11 protein-coding genes are annotated in these 17,542 nt (G+C 72.5%); 8 read left to right on the top strand and 3 right to left on the bottom strand.

Annotated elements, in window-relative coordinates; translation table 11 throughout:
• From ACFP1K_RS25560 to ACFP1K_RS25525, 8 genes are all read left to right on the top strand, one after another.
• Window positions 1–1,769 (top strand): flavin monoamine oxidase family protein (locus ACFP1K_RS25560; protein WP_380757727.1); only part of this gene is annotated, 1,769 nt, incomplete at its 5' end.
• 539 nt (window positions 1,770–2,308) lie between these two features.
• The gene (locus ACFP1K_RS25555) at window positions 2,309–3,742 is read left to right on the top strand and encodes a sensor histidine kinase (RefSeq protein ID WP_380757725.1); all 1,434 of its coding nucleotides are present in this window, start codon (window positions 2,309–2,311) and stop codon (window positions 3,740–3,742) included.
• Between the two features lie 101 nt (window positions 3,743–3,843).
• Entirely contained in the window at window positions 3,844–4,011 is a 168-nt protein-coding gene (locus ACFP1K_RS25550; RefSeq protein ID WP_380757723.1) for a DUF3073 family protein, read from the top strand.
• Window positions 4,012–5,518: 1,507 nt separating this feature from the next.
• Complete coding sequence (locus ACFP1K_RS25545) at window positions 5,519–6,961, top strand: sensor histidine kinase (RefSeq protein ID WP_380757721.1); 1,443 nt, start codon at window positions 5,519–5,521, stop codon at window positions 6,959–6,961.
• A gap of 107 nt (window positions 6,962–7,068) precedes the next feature.
• Entirely contained in the window at window positions 7,069–8,349 is a 1,281-nt protein-coding gene (locus ACFP1K_RS25540; RefSeq protein WP_380757719.1) for a lipase family protein, read from the top strand.
• Between the two features lie 249 nt (window positions 8,350–8,598).
• Entirely contained in the window at window positions 8,599–8,946 is a 348-nt protein-coding gene (locus ACFP1K_RS25535) for a hypothetical protein (protein ID WP_380757716.1), read from the top strand.
• Window positions 8,947–9,356: 410 nt separating this feature from the next.
• On the top strand, window positions 9,357–10,121 hold the full coding sequence (locus ACFP1K_RS25530) for a VOC family protein (RefSeq protein WP_380757714.1): 765 nt from the start codon (window positions 9,357–9,359) through the stop codon (window positions 10,119–10,121).
• A gap of 546 nt (window positions 10,122–10,667) precedes the next feature.
• The gene (locus ACFP1K_RS25525) at window positions 10,668–11,216 is read left to right on the top strand and encodes a neutral zinc metallopeptidase (RefSeq protein WP_380757711.1); all 549 of its coding nucleotides are present in this window, start codon (window positions 10,668–10,670) and stop codon (window positions 11,214–11,216) included.
• A 656-nt stretch (window positions 11,217–11,872) separates the two neighbouring features.
• Here ACFP1K_RS25525 and ACFP1K_RS25520 read toward each other — a convergent pair.
• The 3 genes from ACFP1K_RS25520 to lanM all read right to left on the bottom strand — a co-directional run bounded on the left by ACFP1K_RS25520 (window position 11,873) and on the right by lanM (window position 17,539).
• A complete protein-coding gene (locus tag ACFP1K_RS25520; protein WP_380757708.1) occupies window positions 11,873–12,613 on the bottom strand; it encodes a hypothetical protein in 741 nt (246 codons plus the stop codon).
• Window positions 12,614–12,906: 293 nt separating this feature from the next.
• A complete protein-coding gene (locus tag ACFP1K_RS25515) occupies window positions 12,907–13,464 on the bottom strand; it encodes a hypothetical protein (RefSeq protein WP_380757706.1) in 558 nt (185 codons plus the stop codon).
• A 13-nt stretch (window positions 13,465–13,477) separates the two neighbouring features.
• On the bottom strand, window positions 13,478–17,539 hold the full coding sequence (lanM, locus tag ACFP1K_RS25510; protein ID WP_380757703.1) for a type 2 lanthipeptide synthetase LanM: 4,062 nt from the start codon (window positions 17,537–17,539) through the stop codon (window positions 13,478–13,480).
• Between the last annotated feature and the right edge of the window lie 3 nt (window positions 17,540–17,542).

The raw sequence follows: 17,542 nt of genomic DNA, 5'->3' as shown, positions 1-17,542 counted from the left end.
CCGCGCTGCCCGGCGCCCCCGCGCTCGCCCCGCACGGCCCCGCCCACTGGTCCACCTGCCTGGACGTGGCCCGCGACCTGCTGCTCGTCGACGAGCACAGCTCGGACCTCAAGCTGCGCTACCTGGAGGTGCTGATCGACAAGGGGCTGCCCCGCACCCGCTCCCCCAAGCGGGTGCTGATCGTCGGGGCGGGCATCGCCGGGCTGGTGGCCGCCACGCTGCTCAAACGGGCCGGGCACCGGGTCACCGTCATCGAGGCCAACGGCAACCGCATCGGCGGCCGGATCAAGACCTTCCGTACCGGCTTCGCCGACCCGCTGCAGTACGCCGAGGCGGGGGCCATGCGCATCCCCGACTTCCACCCGCTCACCCTCGCACTGATCGACAAGCTCGGTATCCGGCGCCGCCCGTTCTACAACGTCGACGTGCGGCCGGGCGCCGTCTCCCGCGGCCCGATCCCCCCGGTCGTCTACACCTCGCGGCACGGCGAGGTGTGGCGGTCCGCCCCGCCGCGCGGCCGGTTCGAGGCGCCCGAACGGCTCTCGCACACCTGGATCCGGGTCAACGGCGTCCAGCAGCGCCGCGACGAGTACGCCGCCGACCCCCGCAAGGTCAACGCGTCGTTCGGCCTGAAGGACCGCAGGACCACCGCCAGGATCCTGGACGACGCGCTGGACCCTGTGCGCGACCTGATCTCGGTGGTGCGCGGCGACCGGCGGGTCGACAAGCCGCTGCCCGAGCTGATCAAGGGCTGGGCCCAGGTGCTGTACCGCTTCGACGGCTACTCGATGAACCGCTTCCTCACCGAGCACGCCAAGCTGAGCGACGCGGCGGTGGACGCCATCGGCACCGTCGAGAACCTCACCTCGCGGTTGCCGCTGGCGTTCATGCACACCTTCCTGACCCGCAGCCTGGTCAACCCCTCCGCCACCTACTGGGAGCTGGCCGGGGGCAGCCACACCCTCCCGTACCGGCTGGAGCCCGGCCTGCACGAGGACATCCACCTGGACCGCCGTGCCGTCCGCATCGAGACCTCCGGGCGAGGCGTGCGGATCGACACGGTCAGCGAGCGGGGCAGCGACGAGTCGTCGTCCGCGCCGCAGCACCGCGCCGAGGCCTTCCACGGCGACGTGGCGATCGTCACGATCCCCTTCCCGGCGCTGCGGCACGTCGAGATCGCGCCCGCCCTGTCGTACGGCAAGCGCCGCGCGATCATCGAGTTGCACTACGACTCGGCGACCAAGGTGCTGCTGGAGTTCCGCAGGCGGTGGTGGGAGTTCACCGAGGAGGACTGGAAGCGCGAGCTCGGCTCCCGGTACCGCCCCGGCCGGGCGACGCACGTGGCCGGGGGCGGCTCGGTCGCCGACAACGCCAACCGGTTCACCTACTACCCCTCGCACCGCGTCCCCGGCAGCGAGGGCGGCGTGGTGCTGGCCAGCTACGTCTGGGCGGACGACGCGGCGCGCTGGGACTCGATGGACGACCGGGAGCGGTACGGCTACGCGCTGCGCGGACTGCAGGAGGTGCACGGCGACCGGATCGCCGAGTTCTACACCGGCCACGGCCAGACGCAGAGCTGGCTGCGCAATCGGTACGCGTTCGGCGAGGCGGCCGTCTTCACCCCCGGGCAGATGACCGAGATCCACCCGGCCATCGCACGGCCCGAGGGGCCCCTGCACTTCGCGGGTGAGCACACCTCGCTGAAGCACGCCTGGATCGAGGGCTCGCTGGAGTCGGCGGTGCGGGCGGCCCTGGAGGTCCACGACTGAAGCGGCCCGCTCCCCCTGGTGGCGGGCCGGCTCCGTGCCGCCCGGATCGCGGCGACCGGAGCCGCCACCAGGCTCGCGGGGGGCATACCCGAGATAGGTATTACGGCATTCTGTATACGGTACACAGTTAGTCCAGAATCGGTACCGGATCCGCCAAAGCACTCGCCGGCGTTCGAGAAACGCGCAGGTCAGGTGCTAGTTTTTAAGTGTTGCCTTGTCAGGAGGCGAGAGCCGCCGGCGGCCCAGCGGGCACGTGGCCCGGACGGCGGACGCCCCGTGTCACCCGGCCGTCGCGTCCGCGGCACCGGCCACCACGTGGCAGTGAGGCAGCCCCGGCACCATTCCATACGACCATTGCGGGATTCAGCATAGGAAAGCGCTTCCCGGCCACGCTCCACCAGAGCGTCCACCGCGCGAGCGGTACACCGAAACGGCGGACCGGCCCTCGACGGCCCACCGCAATCGTCACCCGTACCTGAACCCCGTGAGAAAGCCGAGTAATGACGCAGAGCCAACCCGCGCGGCCCGGACGATGTCCGGTGCCTCTGCGATGGCGGCCGCGGTCCATCCGCGGCCGTGTCACCCTGCTGGTCAGCCTGCTCGCGATCCTTTTGCTCGTACCTTCGGGCCTGCTCGCGGGAATGGTTGCACGCCAGTCGGTGGCGAACGCCGTATGGCTCGACGCGCGGCAGCAGGCGTCCCTCACCGCCGCCGCCGACCGCCTCGGCAAGCTTTCCGCCACGATCAAGCCCACCACCCCCGGCATCGAACTCATCCAGGTGATCGGCCCCGGCAACCGCGTCATCGCCTCCTCACCCGCCGCCAAGGGCCTGCCCCCGCTCGGCAAGACGCGGCCCACCGCCGCCGACCCCCAGCGGGACGTGTGGACCTGCACCGGCACCCGGGTCGGCTGCGTGCGCCTGTCCGCGCAGCGGGTCTCCGCCGACCCCGGCTCCGACATCGTCTACGCCGGGCGCCCCGCGATGGCGGACGCCTCCACCGGCGCCATCGACTCGCTGTTCGCCACCCAGGGGACCGTGCTCATCTTCCTGGCCGTCGCCACCACGTGGAAGGTCACCGGGCGCACGCTGCGGCCGGTGGAGGCCATCCGCGCCGAGCTCGCCGCGATCAACGTCAGCGATCTCAGCAGCCGGGTGCCCGAGCCCGAGGGCGACGACGAGATCGCCCGGCTCGCGCGCACCATCAACAGCACGCTCGCGCGGCTGGAGGCCGCGCGCCTGCGCACCGAGCTCGCGCTCAACCAGCAGCGGCGGTTCGCCGCCGACGCCTCGCACGAGCTGCGCACCCCCGTGGCCGGGATCCGGGCACAGCTGGAGGAGGCGCAGCTCCATCCCGAGGAGACCGACCTGGACGACCTGCTGTGCCGCACGCTGCGCGACGTGGACCGGCTGCAGGGCATCATCACCGACCTGCTGCTGCTCGCGCGGGTCGGCGCCTCCAGCCCCGAGCTGCGTGAGCGGGCCGACCTGGCGTCGATCGTGCGGACCGAGCTGGCGCGGCACGAGGCTCGCCCCGGGGTACGGCTCGCGCTGATGCCCGGAGTGACCATCGACGCCGTGCACACGCAGATCGGCCGGGTCGCCACCAACCTGCTGGACAACGCCCAGCGGCACGCCAGGAGCACCGTGCTGGTCGAGGTCCGCCGCCGTGGGGACCACGCGGAGCTGATCGTGGACGACGACGGCGAAGGGATCGCCGAAGGGGACCGGGAGCGTGTCTTCGAGCGCTTCACCCGGCTGGACGAGGCGCGCAGCCGCGACCGCGGCGGCACCGGCCTCGGCCTCGCCATCGCCCGGGACATCGCCCAGGCGCACGACGGCACCATCGAGGCGTGCTCGTCGCCGCTCGGCGGCGCCCGGCTCGTCCTGAGGCTGCCTCTCGCCGCCCCCGAAGTCAGGGCCGGCGCCGAGGTATGGCGAACGGACGAGCGATCCTCCCCCGTTAACGGCTGATCGCGCTTTACAATGTGGCAAACCCGCAAATTCTTCGATCGTCATGGCGAGGGGACCGGAGCCCGGCCGCGTCGGCGCGGCCCGGCGGGAGAGGAGCGAGGATGGGGCGAGGCCGCGCCAAGGCGAAGCAGGCGAAAGTGGCCCGTCAGCTCAAGTACAGCAGCCACGACCTCGATCTCGAACGGTTGCGCGAGGAGCTGACCACGTCCACCGACCCCCGAGCGGACGACGAACTCGACCCCCGCACCGATTCCTTCCCCGAACGCTGACCCCGGCCACCGACCTCCGGGCCACTGAACCTTTCACCCACCCCGGTCACCACCCCCCGTGACCGGTCAACCGTCCCGTCTCCTTACGAACGGGCGACCGCTCCTCCATCGCGGCATTCCCTGGGCCCACGGCCCCTCCCGCGAACACGTGATCGCTCTCACCCCCGGCTGGACGCGGCACGCATCGGCCACCAGGCAACCGCAGCGGCACCGGCTCCGGCCTCACGGCGGACACGGCCACCCACGGCAGCACCGAAGCATGCTTCCCACCTCTCGAGGCCCCGTACTCACCCCTCGAGGCCCCGACGACCGGCCCGCCGGTGGCGGTGAGACCCTCGGGCACCGGACCCACCTCTCGAGGCCCCGTACTCACCTCTCAAGGCCCCGGACTCACCTCTCGAGGCCCCGTACTCACCCCTCGAGGCCCCGACGACCGGCCCGCCGGTGGCGGTGAGGCCCTCGGGCACCGGACCCACCTCTCGAGGCCCCGTACTCACCTCTCAAGGCCCCGGACTCACCTCTCGAGGCCCCGTACTCACCTCTCGATGGGCCCCGTCCCTCATCTCCCGGCGGCCCGTCCCCTACCTCCGGCGGCCCGTCACTTACGTGGCCTCGTCTCGGCGCGCGAGCGTGACGTCCCTCACACGCCCCGCCACGTGGCCGCTCACCGGACGCCGTGGGCGGGTTTTGCCATGGAGGGGCTCATGGGCGAGGTTATTTTGTCTGGTTTGCACCATTTTGGGGTATCTGCTAGGTTGGATTTTGCCCTAGCGAATCAGCCCAGAGCATGGCTTTGCGCATGCGAGCCGTCTTTGCGCCCCACTCCGGGCAACACCGACGGCGCCTGAAGGCGCCGCACCACATCGATCCCTGGCACCGGCCACCCGCCGTACGGCGGCGCCGATTTCGCCGTACAGGGATCCCGCCGCCCGGCGCCGGAGGGAACACCACCCGGCCGGCCCGGAGGCCGTACCGGCCCGACACCGAAGCCGGACCGCACGGAAACCCGGGACCCGCCACACGCGGCCCCGGAACCGTCCGGACAGCACCCACCACGCGGAACCGAACCCGCCACACACGGGACCAGAACCGCCAACACACAACCACCACGCGGAACCGGAACCGCCACACGCGGAGCCGGAACCGTCCAGCACAACACCACCACGCAGAACCGGAACCGTCGCAAGCGGAACAGAACCGCCCAAGACACAACCACCACGGGGAACCGGAACCGCCCAACACGCGGAGCCGGAACCGCCCAACACGCGGAGCCGGAGCCGTCCAAGACACAACCACTACGCGGAAACGGAACCGCCACACGCGGAGCCGGAACCGCCCAACACACAACCACCGCGCGGAAACGGAACCGCCACACGCGGAGCCGGAAGCGTCCGGTACGGAACCCGTCGGGCGGAGCGGGACCGTTCGCAGGGGTGGTTGTCGGTCAAGTCGTCAATCCCCTGGTCATCAGTCGGCCGGTAAAAGTGGGCCGGAGGAGGAGAAATACGTGCGTGAGCGGGTTCGCCGGCTTGGGCGAGGGGTGCGGCCCCGGTCCATCCGGGGGCGGGTCACGATGCTGGTGGCCGTGCTGGCCATGTTGCTGCTGGTGCCCTCGGGGCTGCTGGCGGGGATGGTGGCGCGGCAGCAGCTCGCGGACGCGGGGTGGCTGGACGCGCGGCACGCGGCGGATCTGGTGGCGGCGGCGGACCGGACGGGGCGGCTGGAGGGGAGCGAGATCATGCCGACCGTGCCGGGGGCTGAGCTCATCCAGGTCGTGGCGCCGGGGCCGCGGGTCATCGCCAGCTCACCGGCGGCGCGCGGGCTGCCCCCGCTGACCGACGTGTGGCCGTCCCCACAGGCCCCGCAGAGCGACGTGCAGACCTGCGGGCACCAGCGGGTCGGCTGCGTCCGGCTGTCGGCGCTGCGGGTCTCCGACGCGCCGGACTCCACCGTGGTGTACGCCGGGGGGCCGGTGCGCACGCTCACCTCGACCGGCGTCTTCGACGCCCTGTTCGCGGTCCAGGTCGCGGTGCTGATCTCCCTGGCGATCTGGGCCACCTGGAAGATCACCGGCCGCACCCTGCGCCCGGTGGAGGCCATCCGCGCCGAGCTCGCCACCACCAACGTCGGCAACCTCAGCAGCCGCGTGCCGGAGCCGCCCGGCGACGACGAGGTGGCCCGGCTGGCCCGCACGGTGAACGGCACCCTGGAACGCCTGGAGAACGCCAAGGAGCGCATGGAGCTGGCACTGGCCCAGCAGCGCCGGTTCGCCTCGGACGCCTCGCACGAGCTCCGCACCCCCGTCGCCGGGCTGCGCGCCCAGCTGGAGGAAGCCAAGCTCCACCCGGACGACACCGACCTCGGCGACCTGCTGGACCGCACGCTGCGCGACACCGACCGCCTCCAGGCGATCATCACCGACCTGCTCCTGCTCGCCAAGATCGGCGCGGGCGCCTCGGCCGCGCTGACCGAGGTGGACCTCGCCGAGTCCGTCCGCATGGAGGTCCGGCGGCGGACCGACCGGCTCCCCGTCCAGGTGCGCCTCGCCCCCGGCGTGCTGGTGAACGCCGTGGAGACGCAGATCGCCCGCATCCTCACCAACCTGCTGGACAACGCCCAGCGCCACGCCAAGGGACTGGTGCTGGTCGAGGTGCGCAGGTCCGGCGCCTTCGCCGAGCTCAGCGTCGTCGACGACGGGGACGGCGTCGCCGAGGCGGACCGCGAGCGCATCTTCGAGCGGTTCACCCGGCTGGACGCCTCCCGCAGCCGCGACCGCGGCGGCACCGGCCTCGGGCTCGCCATCGTCCGCGACATCGCCCGCGCGCACGGCGGCACCATCATCGCCGCCGCCTCCTGCGCCGGTGGCGCGCGCTTCGTGCTGCGCCTCCCGCTGGCCACCGCCGGCGGTCCGGTCGCCGAGCCGGTGACCACCTCGTCGTACTCCCGCTGAGGCCCCGCCCGCCGTCACTGGTGATCTGTTTGCGCGGACATGGGATTCCTGACGGGACGCGCCGGAAATCGTGAGGGCAGACGGGGCGACCTGAAATGGGGTATGGCGTGGCTAGTGTCGAGACCACGAGGAACAATCGCCAGGCGGAGAAATCCGTCCCGGCCGGCCAGTCCGGCGTCGGAAAGGTGATCGCGAGTGGCAGGAAAGCCGGGGAGTTCCTGACCACCGAATGGGAGGAACGTCTCCGCGACGCCCTGGAGACCGAGGGCCGCTGGGCCCGGGTCGCCAAGGCGCCGTCGTACGAGGAGATGCGGCCGTACGGCCACCAGGAAACGGCCGGGTTCCCGGTGTACAAGGATCTGGAGAACCGGCTGGCCGACGCCGCCGAGCATCCCGATCCGGCCATCGCGCACGTCATGGCGGTCTGCTCGGCCTACGCGTACTCCGACCCCAGGACACTCTCCATGATCATGGCGAGGATGGGGCTGGAGGACAACCGGGTCGAGATGATCCGCTCGTCGGTGGACGCGATGCTGATCCGCTCCACCGCCTTCCTGATCCGCGGCGCGACCGGCCGGACCGCCATCCTGTGCTACCGGGGCACCGGGCCGCTGGACTTCATCAACTGGCTCAGCGACATCGACGTCGACCCCGAGCGGATCGGCTACCAGCTCGGCGACCCGTGCGCCACGGTGCACGCCGGGGCGTACCGCAACGTGCGGGCCACCCGGTACGAGGTCATGAACGCGCTGCGCCGCGCGAGCGGGCCCCGGTCGTCCGCCCGGCCCGGTGACGGCATGGACGGATCCGGGAACGAGGGCGGCCTGGAGGCGCTGTACATCACCGGGCACAGCATGGGCGGCGGGATGGCCTCGCTGATGGCCGTGATGATGCGGCACGAGCGCAAGTACCGCGAGACGCTCGGCGACAGGCTCAAGGCGGTGTACACCTACGGCCAGCCGATGATCGGCGACAAGGCGTTCGCCGAGGCCTGCGAGGCGGACGAGTTCCTGCGGGACAAGGTGATCAGGTACACCTACGACTGCGACGTGGTGCCGCACCTGCCGTCCGCCGCGAACGGGCCGTTCCGGCACTTCGGCCGCGAGCTCCACTACCGGATCCCGCATCTGCGCAACGGCGTGCTCGGCATACTGGCGCAGGCCGGGTGCGTGGGCATCGCCCGCAAGGGCCACTGGGAGGCGCGTCGGCGGCCGGCGCAGCAGATGCCCACCATGGCGGGCATCCCGATGGCGGCGATGTCGTACATGGCGCGCAGACTGCGGGCGACCCGCTCGCTGCCGGTCGTCTACTCCATGGACGATCACATGCCGCAGCACTACGTCTCCGCACTGACCCCGCCAGGCGTGCGCGACGAGTTCGGCGACTGATCCGGCAGGGCGGGCCGTGCGGCGACGGGCCCGCCCGCCGGTCGGCCCGCCGGGCGGGCGCGCGACACGCCCGCCCGGCCGCACGGCTCGCGGCACGGGCCCCGGCACCGTCATCGACGACGGCGCCGGGGCCTTCCGCATGCCGCACGCCGTCATCAGGGTGCGTCCCGCCGAATCCTTCAGTGACCGTATGATCACTCTCCGTTACGATGAAGGGGATTCATGATCCGCGCACTGAGGAGGAAAGCCATGCGACGCGCCCTGACCAGCCTGGGGGTCCTGCTCGCCACCACGCCGCTGGTGATCGCGCCCGGCCTGCCCGCCACCGCCGCCACCGGCACTCTTGTCGTCCAGGCCGACGGCGCCGTGGTCACAACCCTCACCAATCCCAAGCAGGGCTGCTACGAACTCCCCGAGTTCTCCCTGCTCACCCGCGTCTCCCTGGAGAACAAGACCGACACCGAGATGGTCCTCCACTCAGGCCTCGGCTGCAAACGCGGCCTGCTGCGCGCCGCCACCCGCCTCCGCCCCGGCACCACCCGCGAACGCACCCTCACCGGCACCTACAGCATCGCGGTAAAGGCCGCCCCAGCCTGACTCGGCCCGCCCCAGCCTGACTCGGCCCGTCCCGGCCTGACTCGGCTTGACTCGGCCCGTCCCGGCCTGACTCGGCCGTCCCGGCCATACCCTTCCCGGCCCGGCCCACCTTTTCCGGTCCGCGCCGAGCCGGACCTCCCTGGGCCATGCGGACCTGCGGCCCCCGGACTCTCCCCCGGGCTCCTCGGGCTCCCCCGGGCTCTCCTACAGGCTCTCCTACAGGCCGCCCCGACCCGGGCCCCTCCTCCGGACCGCTTGACCCGGATCTCCCCCCATGGCCTCTTGAGTCCGGCCGCCGCCGTCCCTACGGCGGCCCGGAAAATGTCGGTGGCGCCTGCGAGTGTGGCGTGCAGCATCACGGTGGCGAGCGCCGCCGTCCACGACCCCCGGCACGTCGACTAGGAGCTGTCATGCTCACGACTGATTTCGTTCCAGGTGCGCCCAACTGGATCGACCTGACCACCACCGACATCGAGGCCGCCGCCGAGTTCTACGGCTCCCTGCTCGGCTGGGCGTTCCAGTCCGCCGGTCCCGACGCCGGCGGATACGGCTTCTTCCAGCTCGACGGCAGGACCGTCGCGGCGCTCGGCCCGACACAGGACGACGAGGCGACGACCTGGACCGTCTACTTCATGACGCCGGACGCCGAGGCCACCGGCAAGTCGGTGGAACAGGCGGGCGGCACGCTGCGCGTCCCCGCCTTCGACGTGTTCGACGCGGGCCGCATGGCGTCCTGCACCGACCCCGGCGGCGCCGACTTCGCGGTGTGGCAGCCCGGCCGGACCATCGGCCTGGACATCGTCACCGTCCCCGGCTCCCTGACCTGGGCCGAGCTGTACGTCCCCGCGCCGGACGCGGTCCGCCCCTTCTACGGCGAGGTCTTCGGCTGGACCTTCGAGGACATGCCGTTCGGCGACATGACCTACATCGTCGCCTCCACCGCCGACGGCCAGAACCCCGGGCTCGGCGGCATCATGCCCCTGCAGCCGGGCGACACCGCCCACTGGCTCCCCTACTTCGAGGTGCGCGACTGCGACGCGGCCCTGGCCAGAGCCCAGGAACTCGGCGGCCGGGTGCTGTCCCCCGTGATGGGCGCCGAGGGCGTGGGCCGTTTCGCCGAACTCGCCGACCCCCAGGGCGGACGCTTCGCCGTCATCACCAGCGCCGACGCCTGACCGCCGACACGGCCGCACCGACGACACGGCCGCACCGACGACACGGCCGCACCGACGACACGATCGCACCGTCGACACAGCCGCACCGTCGACACAGCCGCACCGTCGGCACGATCGCGCCGGGCGCCGGGGCTCAATGTCCCGGCGCCCCGACCGGGTTGCCCGCTCCGCCCCTTCCCGGCGAAACCCCTTGACGGCGAAGGTTCCGTATTCGCGGCGAAGCCCCTCACGGCAAGGGCCGCTGAATCCGAACTTCTTTACTGGAGAGTATTGTCCGATATCTTAGGAATCGGTGGTCATATCCGTTCTTAGGCATATAAGAACTGCCACATACCATCTTCCGCTGCCAAAGAATGGCCTTTACTGTTTCATGGGGCCCGGAACACGGAAGGTGGTCGCAGCGTGCGACGAATGACAAAGGCAGGTGTGGCACTCGCCACGGCGTTCTCACTGCTATTCACGGGGTACGCGGAGGCGAGCACGTCCCGCGGTGGCACGGATTCGGCGGGAGCGGCCAGTACGGCGGGGGTCCGTTCCCTGGACGACATGAACGGGGACATCCGTACGGCGTTATACGTGGTCAACCGCTACTGGTCGACGCACTGGAGGCAGTACTTCCCCGGCTACCACTACCCGCCTTACGTCCTCGGGGCCTACGGCGGGGGCATCCGCAGCGCGCCCTTCTGCGGCAACCGGCGGGTCTCCTACGACAACGCGGTGTACTGCCCGTACGGGCACTACATCGCCTGGGACATCACCCTGATGGCCGACGGCTACCGCTCCGGCGACGCCTGGGTCTACCTGATCATCGCCCATGAGTGGGCGCACGCGGTGCAGAACCGCATCCCCGCCCGTTACGTCCTGCGCGCCAAGGAACTGCAGGCGGACTGCCTGGCGGGCGCCGCCCTGTTCGGCGCCGCCGCCGACGACACCCTGCTGTTCGAGGACGGTGACATCGCCGAACTCCGCGCCGCCCTGCGCCGCCTGGCCGACGACACCCCCTGGACCGACAGCGGCGACCACGGCAACGCCCGCCAACGCGTGAACGCCTTCACCCGAGGCGCCAACCACGGCGTCTACGGCTGCCTGCCATAACCCCAAGCGGCCCGCGACCGCCGGAGGCTCACCCTCCGGCGGCACGGCGCATGGCGGCGACCACGACAGGGATGAGGCGGCGCACCCCCCGGGGTTCGTCGTGAACGGTGAGACGGGCGAGGAGCGGACCCACCTGGATGAGCGCCGAGTCCCGGACCCGCCGCCGAGGACCTGACAGACGCCACACGCGAAGCGGTCCGGACGGCGGGTTCCTCGGCCGCCCGGACGGCGCGGTTCCTCGACCATCCGGACGGCGCCGTTCCTCGACCATCCGGACGGCGCGGTTCCCTCGACCATCCGGACGGCGCGGTTCCCTCGACCATCCGGACGCCGCGGCTCCCTCGACCATCCGGACGCCGCGGCTCCCTCGACCATCCGGACGCCGCGGCTCCCTCGACCGCCCGGACGCCGCGGCTCCTCGGCCATCCGGGCGGCGAGCGCACCGTCCAGCAGGGTCCGCGCCTCGGCGGGCGACCGTGCGACCCAGTCCACGGTCACCGTCACCACCGGCCGGGTGTCGTCGGGGGGCACGTGGTCGCAGCTCACCGGCCACACGTGGTCGCAGGTCACTGGCCATGGGGAGGCCGTCACGAAGAGGGTACGGGCGCGCGGGTAGGCGCGGTAGCCGGGGCCGAGCCGGCGCAGGTCCTCGGCCGTCAGCAGCGAGCAGGCGTCCGGCCAGGCCGATGGCGGCAGCCTGTCGCCCCCCGGCACCGCACCGCCGGCCGCCACCGCACCGCCGCTCGTGCCGTCGGCACCCGCCCCGGCTTCGCCACCCGCACTCGGCGTTGCTCCCCTACCCGTGCCCGGCCCTCCCGTGCCCGACACGACGCCGAGGGCTCCTGGGCCGTGGAGGGTGTCCGCCGCCGTGACGGCCAGCAGGACCACCACCGTGAGCGCGGCCGGAAGGCGCCGCGCCGACACCGGCAAGCCCCCGTGCGGAGGCCGGCGGAACCGCGCGACGGGGCGTCCGGCAGGACCCGGGGACGAATGTCCACGACGCGCACGTCACCATGGCCGCCGCCCACGGCGACGATGACGCCCAGCCTGCCGACCGGCCCGCCCCGGTACTTCTTCACCAGGCCGGTGAAGGCCTGCTCGCCGGACGTGGCGAGAAGGGTGGTCCGGTCGTCCTGGTCCTCGATCGGACGGGCCGGCGCGACGTCGCCGTCCTCCCACTCCTCCTCCACCAGAAAGACCACCACGGGATCGGCCCCGGTCACACGGTTGAACATGTCGTGGCCGCCCGCGGGCACCCACGCGGCGACCACGCCACCCACCACCATGGCGAGCAGCCCCGCGATCCATGTGAACGGGTTGCGCGCGACTCGCCCGAAACGGTCGCCACCCGCCGGGTCACCGGCGGCACCTTCACCCGGGGAGATTCTGGACGCCATGAATTCTCTGCCTGACGGCTCCCGGGTGAGCGACCGCGGAATTTTCCGACGATTATGCGTGGCGGCGCACCCGGCGCGCTGCCCGTTCTCCGCAATCACAGAGAACGCCCTCGGCGCAAGCATTTACAAACACGGCATTCACCGCATTTCCGGTGATTCCCGATGGGCCGGCCGGGCGGCGTTGAGCGCTATACCCCGGCCCCCGCGAAATGCCGATCGATACGGCACGGGGCCTCGGTGCGCCCGTGCGGAGGCTCGACATGAATGGATCGTGCGGTGGCCGACTGCGCCAGTCAGCCGAAGCAGACCGTGGCCACCCGGCAGGGGTGGGTGGCCGGGGGGCGGGCGTGGGGCATGACGCTGCCCTGGACGACGACGAGGCCGCCGTAGGGGGCGGGGACCCGGACCGGGGGGCCGAGGGTGCCGGTGATGATGCGGTGGTGGAGTTCGCGGGCGCCTGCGCCCGCGAGGGCCGGGTAGACCTCCAGGGGCTCGATCTGCGGGGACAGGGGGACCAGGACGGTGTACCGGCATTCCGGCGCGTCGAGATGCACGCCCAGGTGGTCCCCGGGGTCGTAGTAGTTGTAGGCGGTGCGCACGGGGATCAGGCCCAGGCCGAAGCTCAGGCCGAGGTCGTCGCGGACGACGCGTTTGACGACGGTGGTGACCACGGCGTCCAGCGCGGGGCCGGTGCCGGCGCGGCGGAACCTGGACGCGGGGATGGCGTGGTCGCCGTGCAAGCGAGCCTGCGGGACGGCGACGGGTGTGGCCTCGGGACGCCTGGCGTCCGCCTCGGCCACCAGTGCGGTGGTCTGCCGCTCGGTGAAGACGCGGGTGAACGTGTGATACATCGGGTCGCTCCACTCAGTCCCAGGTCAGTACGGACGGGAGGGCGTCCGGGCGGGCCAGCCGCAGCAGCCCGTACCCGGCGCCCGCGGCGCCCCGGAACAGCCCCGGCGAGAACACACTCCTCGGGACGCCCGGGATGAACGCGTAGCCGCCCGCCGCACGCGCCCGCCGCAGCACGCGCGCGGCCACGTCATGTGCCGCGACGGCCAGCTCAGGACGGCGAAGCCGTCCAGCCGCCACCAGCAGAAACTCGGCCTCACCAAAGCCCCCACAACACAAACTGTCCAGCACCGCCCACGCCCCGCCCGGCACCGCCAACAGCCCATCCGGCACAGCCCACGACCCGCCCGGCACGGCCCACGACCCATCCAGCACGGCCGACAGTCCATCCGGCACAGCCGACAGTCCGTCCGGGACGGCCGACAGTCCGTCCGGGACCGCCCACGACCCGCCCGGCACGGCCCACGACCCATCCGGCACGGCCCACGACCTATCCGGCACAGCCGACAGCCCGTCCGGGACCGCCAACAGCCCGTCCGGGACCGTCAACGACCGGTCCGGCACGGCCAGCGGCCTGTCCAGGTCCCCCGGAGGGCCGTGCAGGACCGCGTGCAGGGCCCGTTCTACGTCGGTGGGGTCCACCAGGCCGGGGGCGACCCTGGCGATGGCGAGCCTGCTGAGGCCGTAGCCGGAGGCGCCGCGGCACCAACCGGAGGCGGGGCGCGGGAGCGTGCCACCGTCCTGGCGCGTGCGCGGGTCGCGCCAGTCGCCGAGCCCTTCGTCGTACAGGGTGCTTTCGTACGCAAGTCCCTCGCCCGCCGCCCGGGCGTAGGCGGGGTCGCCGGTCCACTCGTGCAGCCGGGCCAGTGCCAGGCCGATCCCGGCCTGGCCGTGGGCCATGCCGCCGAGCGGTACGGGCCCGTCGTGGCTCTCCCAGGCGGCGACGCCATCGCCGAGCGCGACGCGGCCCGCCAGCAGATGGTCGCCGCACCAGACGGCCTTGGCGAGCACCTCCGGGTCGCCGGTCGCCCGGTACAGCGTGAGCAGGCCCATCACCGCGCCCGCGGCGCCGGACAGCACGTCGAACAACCGGTCCTGCTCGATCAGGGCCGGGGCGAGCAGCCCCGACAGCTCGTGGGCGTCCTCGATCAGCGCGTCGTCGCCGAGCAGGCGGCCGGTGGTAGTCAACGCGTAGAGCACGGAGCCGAGCCCGACGCCTGCTCCAAGCCCGACGTCGACTCCGAAGCCCATGCCGATTTCGGGGCCCATACCGGATTTGAAGCCCATACCGGTTCCGAGGCCCACGCCAGTCCCAAGCTCGCCGGTCCCAAGCCCGAGTGCCGCGGGCACACCCCCGCGCCTGCTCGCGTGAGGTGCTCGCGCCAGCCGCCGGAAGGGTGTCAGCGCCCGCACGGCCAGGTCCCTGGACCGCTCGTCCCCGGTGACCAGGCCGTGTGCGGCGAGGAACAGTGCGATGCCGGTCACACCCTCGTAGAGGCTGGCGTTGACGGGCTGGACGGTGAAGCGGCCGCTGTGCGCGGCGCGGTTCAGGTGGATCCAGGTGACGCCGCCGCCGCTCAGCTCGATGGCGCGGCGGCCGAGCTCTTCGGCGATCTCACCGGCGTGCCGCACGTGGTCCTCACCGCCGGACGGGCCGGCGGCGGGCGCGGAGGCGGCGTCCAGCCTGTGCGCGATGTGCGGAGGTGCTGGGGTGAGGGTCGTGGCGCCCGGGCTGACGGGATCGGCTGGGGCCACGGGGGTGTCCGGGCCGACATGGGTGTCCGGGTCAACGTAGGTGTCCGGGTCAACGTAGGTGTCCGGGTCAACGTAGGTGTCCGGGCCAACGTAGGTGTCCGGGCCGATGGGGGCGTCCTGGCCTGCGAGAACGTCCGAGCTGGCCGTGGGTGCGAAGAGGGCCGTGGGCTCCGGGGTGGTGGAGCTGAGGTGGAAGGCGCTGCGGATCAGTCGGCACTGGAGGTCGCGGTCGGTGGGGGCGAGGGTTGCGATTCTGTGGCGGATGCGCTCGTGGGTGGGGTGGTCGAGCAGGCCGTCGACGGTCCGGCCGCCACCGAGTTCCAGGGTGGTGCCGCTCGTGTTCGTCGTGAAGTGCGGGATGTCGAGGCGGTCCAGGGCCGTGACCTCGGCCGCGACGAGCGGCCACTCCGGGGGGCGGTCCGGGGAGTGCGGCAGGGTCTGGCCGAGGAGCTCCAGCTCGATGCTCCGGTCCAGGCCGTTGCCGAGGAAGCGCGGGTCCAGGGAGTGCTCCAGGAGCAGCGCGTACGTGGCGGTGTCACGGAAGACGAACCGCACGGGTTTTCCGGCGAAGGCGTCGAGCGGCCCGCCGGGGGCGAGCAGGGCGTCGCGGTGCGCGGCCAGCATGTCGTACATCTCCCGGAAGCCGGTGACGACGGCGTCCGTGTACAAGCCGGGAGAGATGACACGGCCGTCCAGCACGACGGCGTCCCGCCGTGGCAAGTCCCGGCGGGCGTTCCGCACCTCGACCATGTAGTCGGTGCCGGGGAAACGCCACCGCCTGCCGATTCGCTCGGGACCGTGCTCCTCGTCGTGTTCCCCGAGGCCGTCGACGTCCACTGCGGGGCGCTGGTCCCGGCCGCACGGGCCGCCGGTCAGGAGGCCGGTGCGCAGCACCGAGTCCCACAGCTGAGCGCCCAGCGCCGCCCGTTCCCAGGCGTCCGCCCGCCTCGGCTCGTGATGGGCCAGGGTCTCCAGGTCGGCCAGTACGGGGTGCTCCCCGGCGGCGGTCAGATGGCAGCCGGTCGCGCCGAGGGCGTACAGCAGGCAGAGCAGACGCCCGGCGCGCCGGTAGTGGCGCGGCACTGAGACGGCCCCGTCCACCGGGGCGTGCGCGACGTGCTCGGCCCAGCCGTAGCCGTCCCTCGGCAGCACCTTCAGGGCGCGCGGGGCGTACTCGCCGCCGAGCCGGGCGTCGCACCAGGAGATCAGATCGTTGTACGCCGCCTCGACGCCGAGGTCCCTCGGCTTGTAGACCGCCCTGCGGCCGGTGTCGAAGCACACGACCAGCGCGCCGCGTTGCCGGTCGGACGGCCCGGCCTCCACGGCGGTGACCCGGGCGCCCGTCCCGGCCAGCCCGGCGCGCAGCAGCGGCAGGTCGCCGTCCAGGCGGCGCAGGAATTCGGCGTGCGCGTCCACCCAGTCGTCGACGGCGGTGGCCACCAGGCGGGCCAGCACCGGATACGTGGCGAAGAACCCTCTCAGGCCGTCGCCCCGCACCCGCCGCACGAACGCGCCGTACCGCGCGTCCGGCACCGCGGCCCCGGCAAAGGACGCCGCCTCACCGGGGCGCGGGGCGACGCGGAAGCCGAGCGGGCGGTCCCGGTCGAACTCGCGATACAGCGCGGGGGCGCCGATCTCGCCGAGGCGCGCGAACAGCACACGCGCGAGCCCGGCCACGACCTGCTCGTCCGCCCAGCCAGCGCCCTTCTCCGCCCGCAGCCGTTCGATCGCGTACGTGACAGCGGGCCCCCAGACCTCGGGGAACAGACACTCACCGGCCGTACGCCCGACCACGGCCACGAAGTCGCCCACGTACTCTCCGGCCGCACCCCCGAGGACGGCCGTGAGATCGCCCGCGTCCCCGGCGGCCGTACCCTCGAGAACCGCCGTGAGATCGCCCGCGTGACCGGCGGCCGTACCCCCGAGAACCGCCCTGAGGTCTCCCGCGTCCCCACCGGCCACACCCCAGAGGACGGCCGTGAGGTCTCCCGTGGTCCCGGTGGCAGTCACCTCGATGATCTCCCGGAGCGTGGTGGTCCACGGTGGCAGGTCGTCCAGGGCGGGTGTGGTGTCCGGGGCGGGAGGTGGGTCGGAGAAAACACGGCGCAGGGTGGTCGCGTCCATGTCGTCCCAGTTCAGGCGGCGGAGGCACCGGTCCCAGTCGCCGCGTCCCGCGATGTCGCGGTAGCGGAGGAGGCGTCTGGCGCCTGCCTCGGCGTTCCCCGTCGCGGGCGCGGGCGCGGCGGGGGGTGAGGCGGCTGCCAGACGTTCGGTGAGGGACCGGGCCCTCCAGGCGATCGCCGCTAGTCCGGCGCGATCCATGGC

This window comes from Sphaerisporangium aureirubrum (genome assembly GCF_042658925.1).
Lineage (GTDB): Bacteria > Actinomycetota > Actinomycetes > Streptosporangiales > Streptosporangiaceae > Sphaerisporangium > Sphaerisporangium aureirubrum.
The sequence above is the reverse complement of the archived record's forward strand: the minus strand, read 5'-3'. Positions and strand labels throughout refer to the sequence as shown.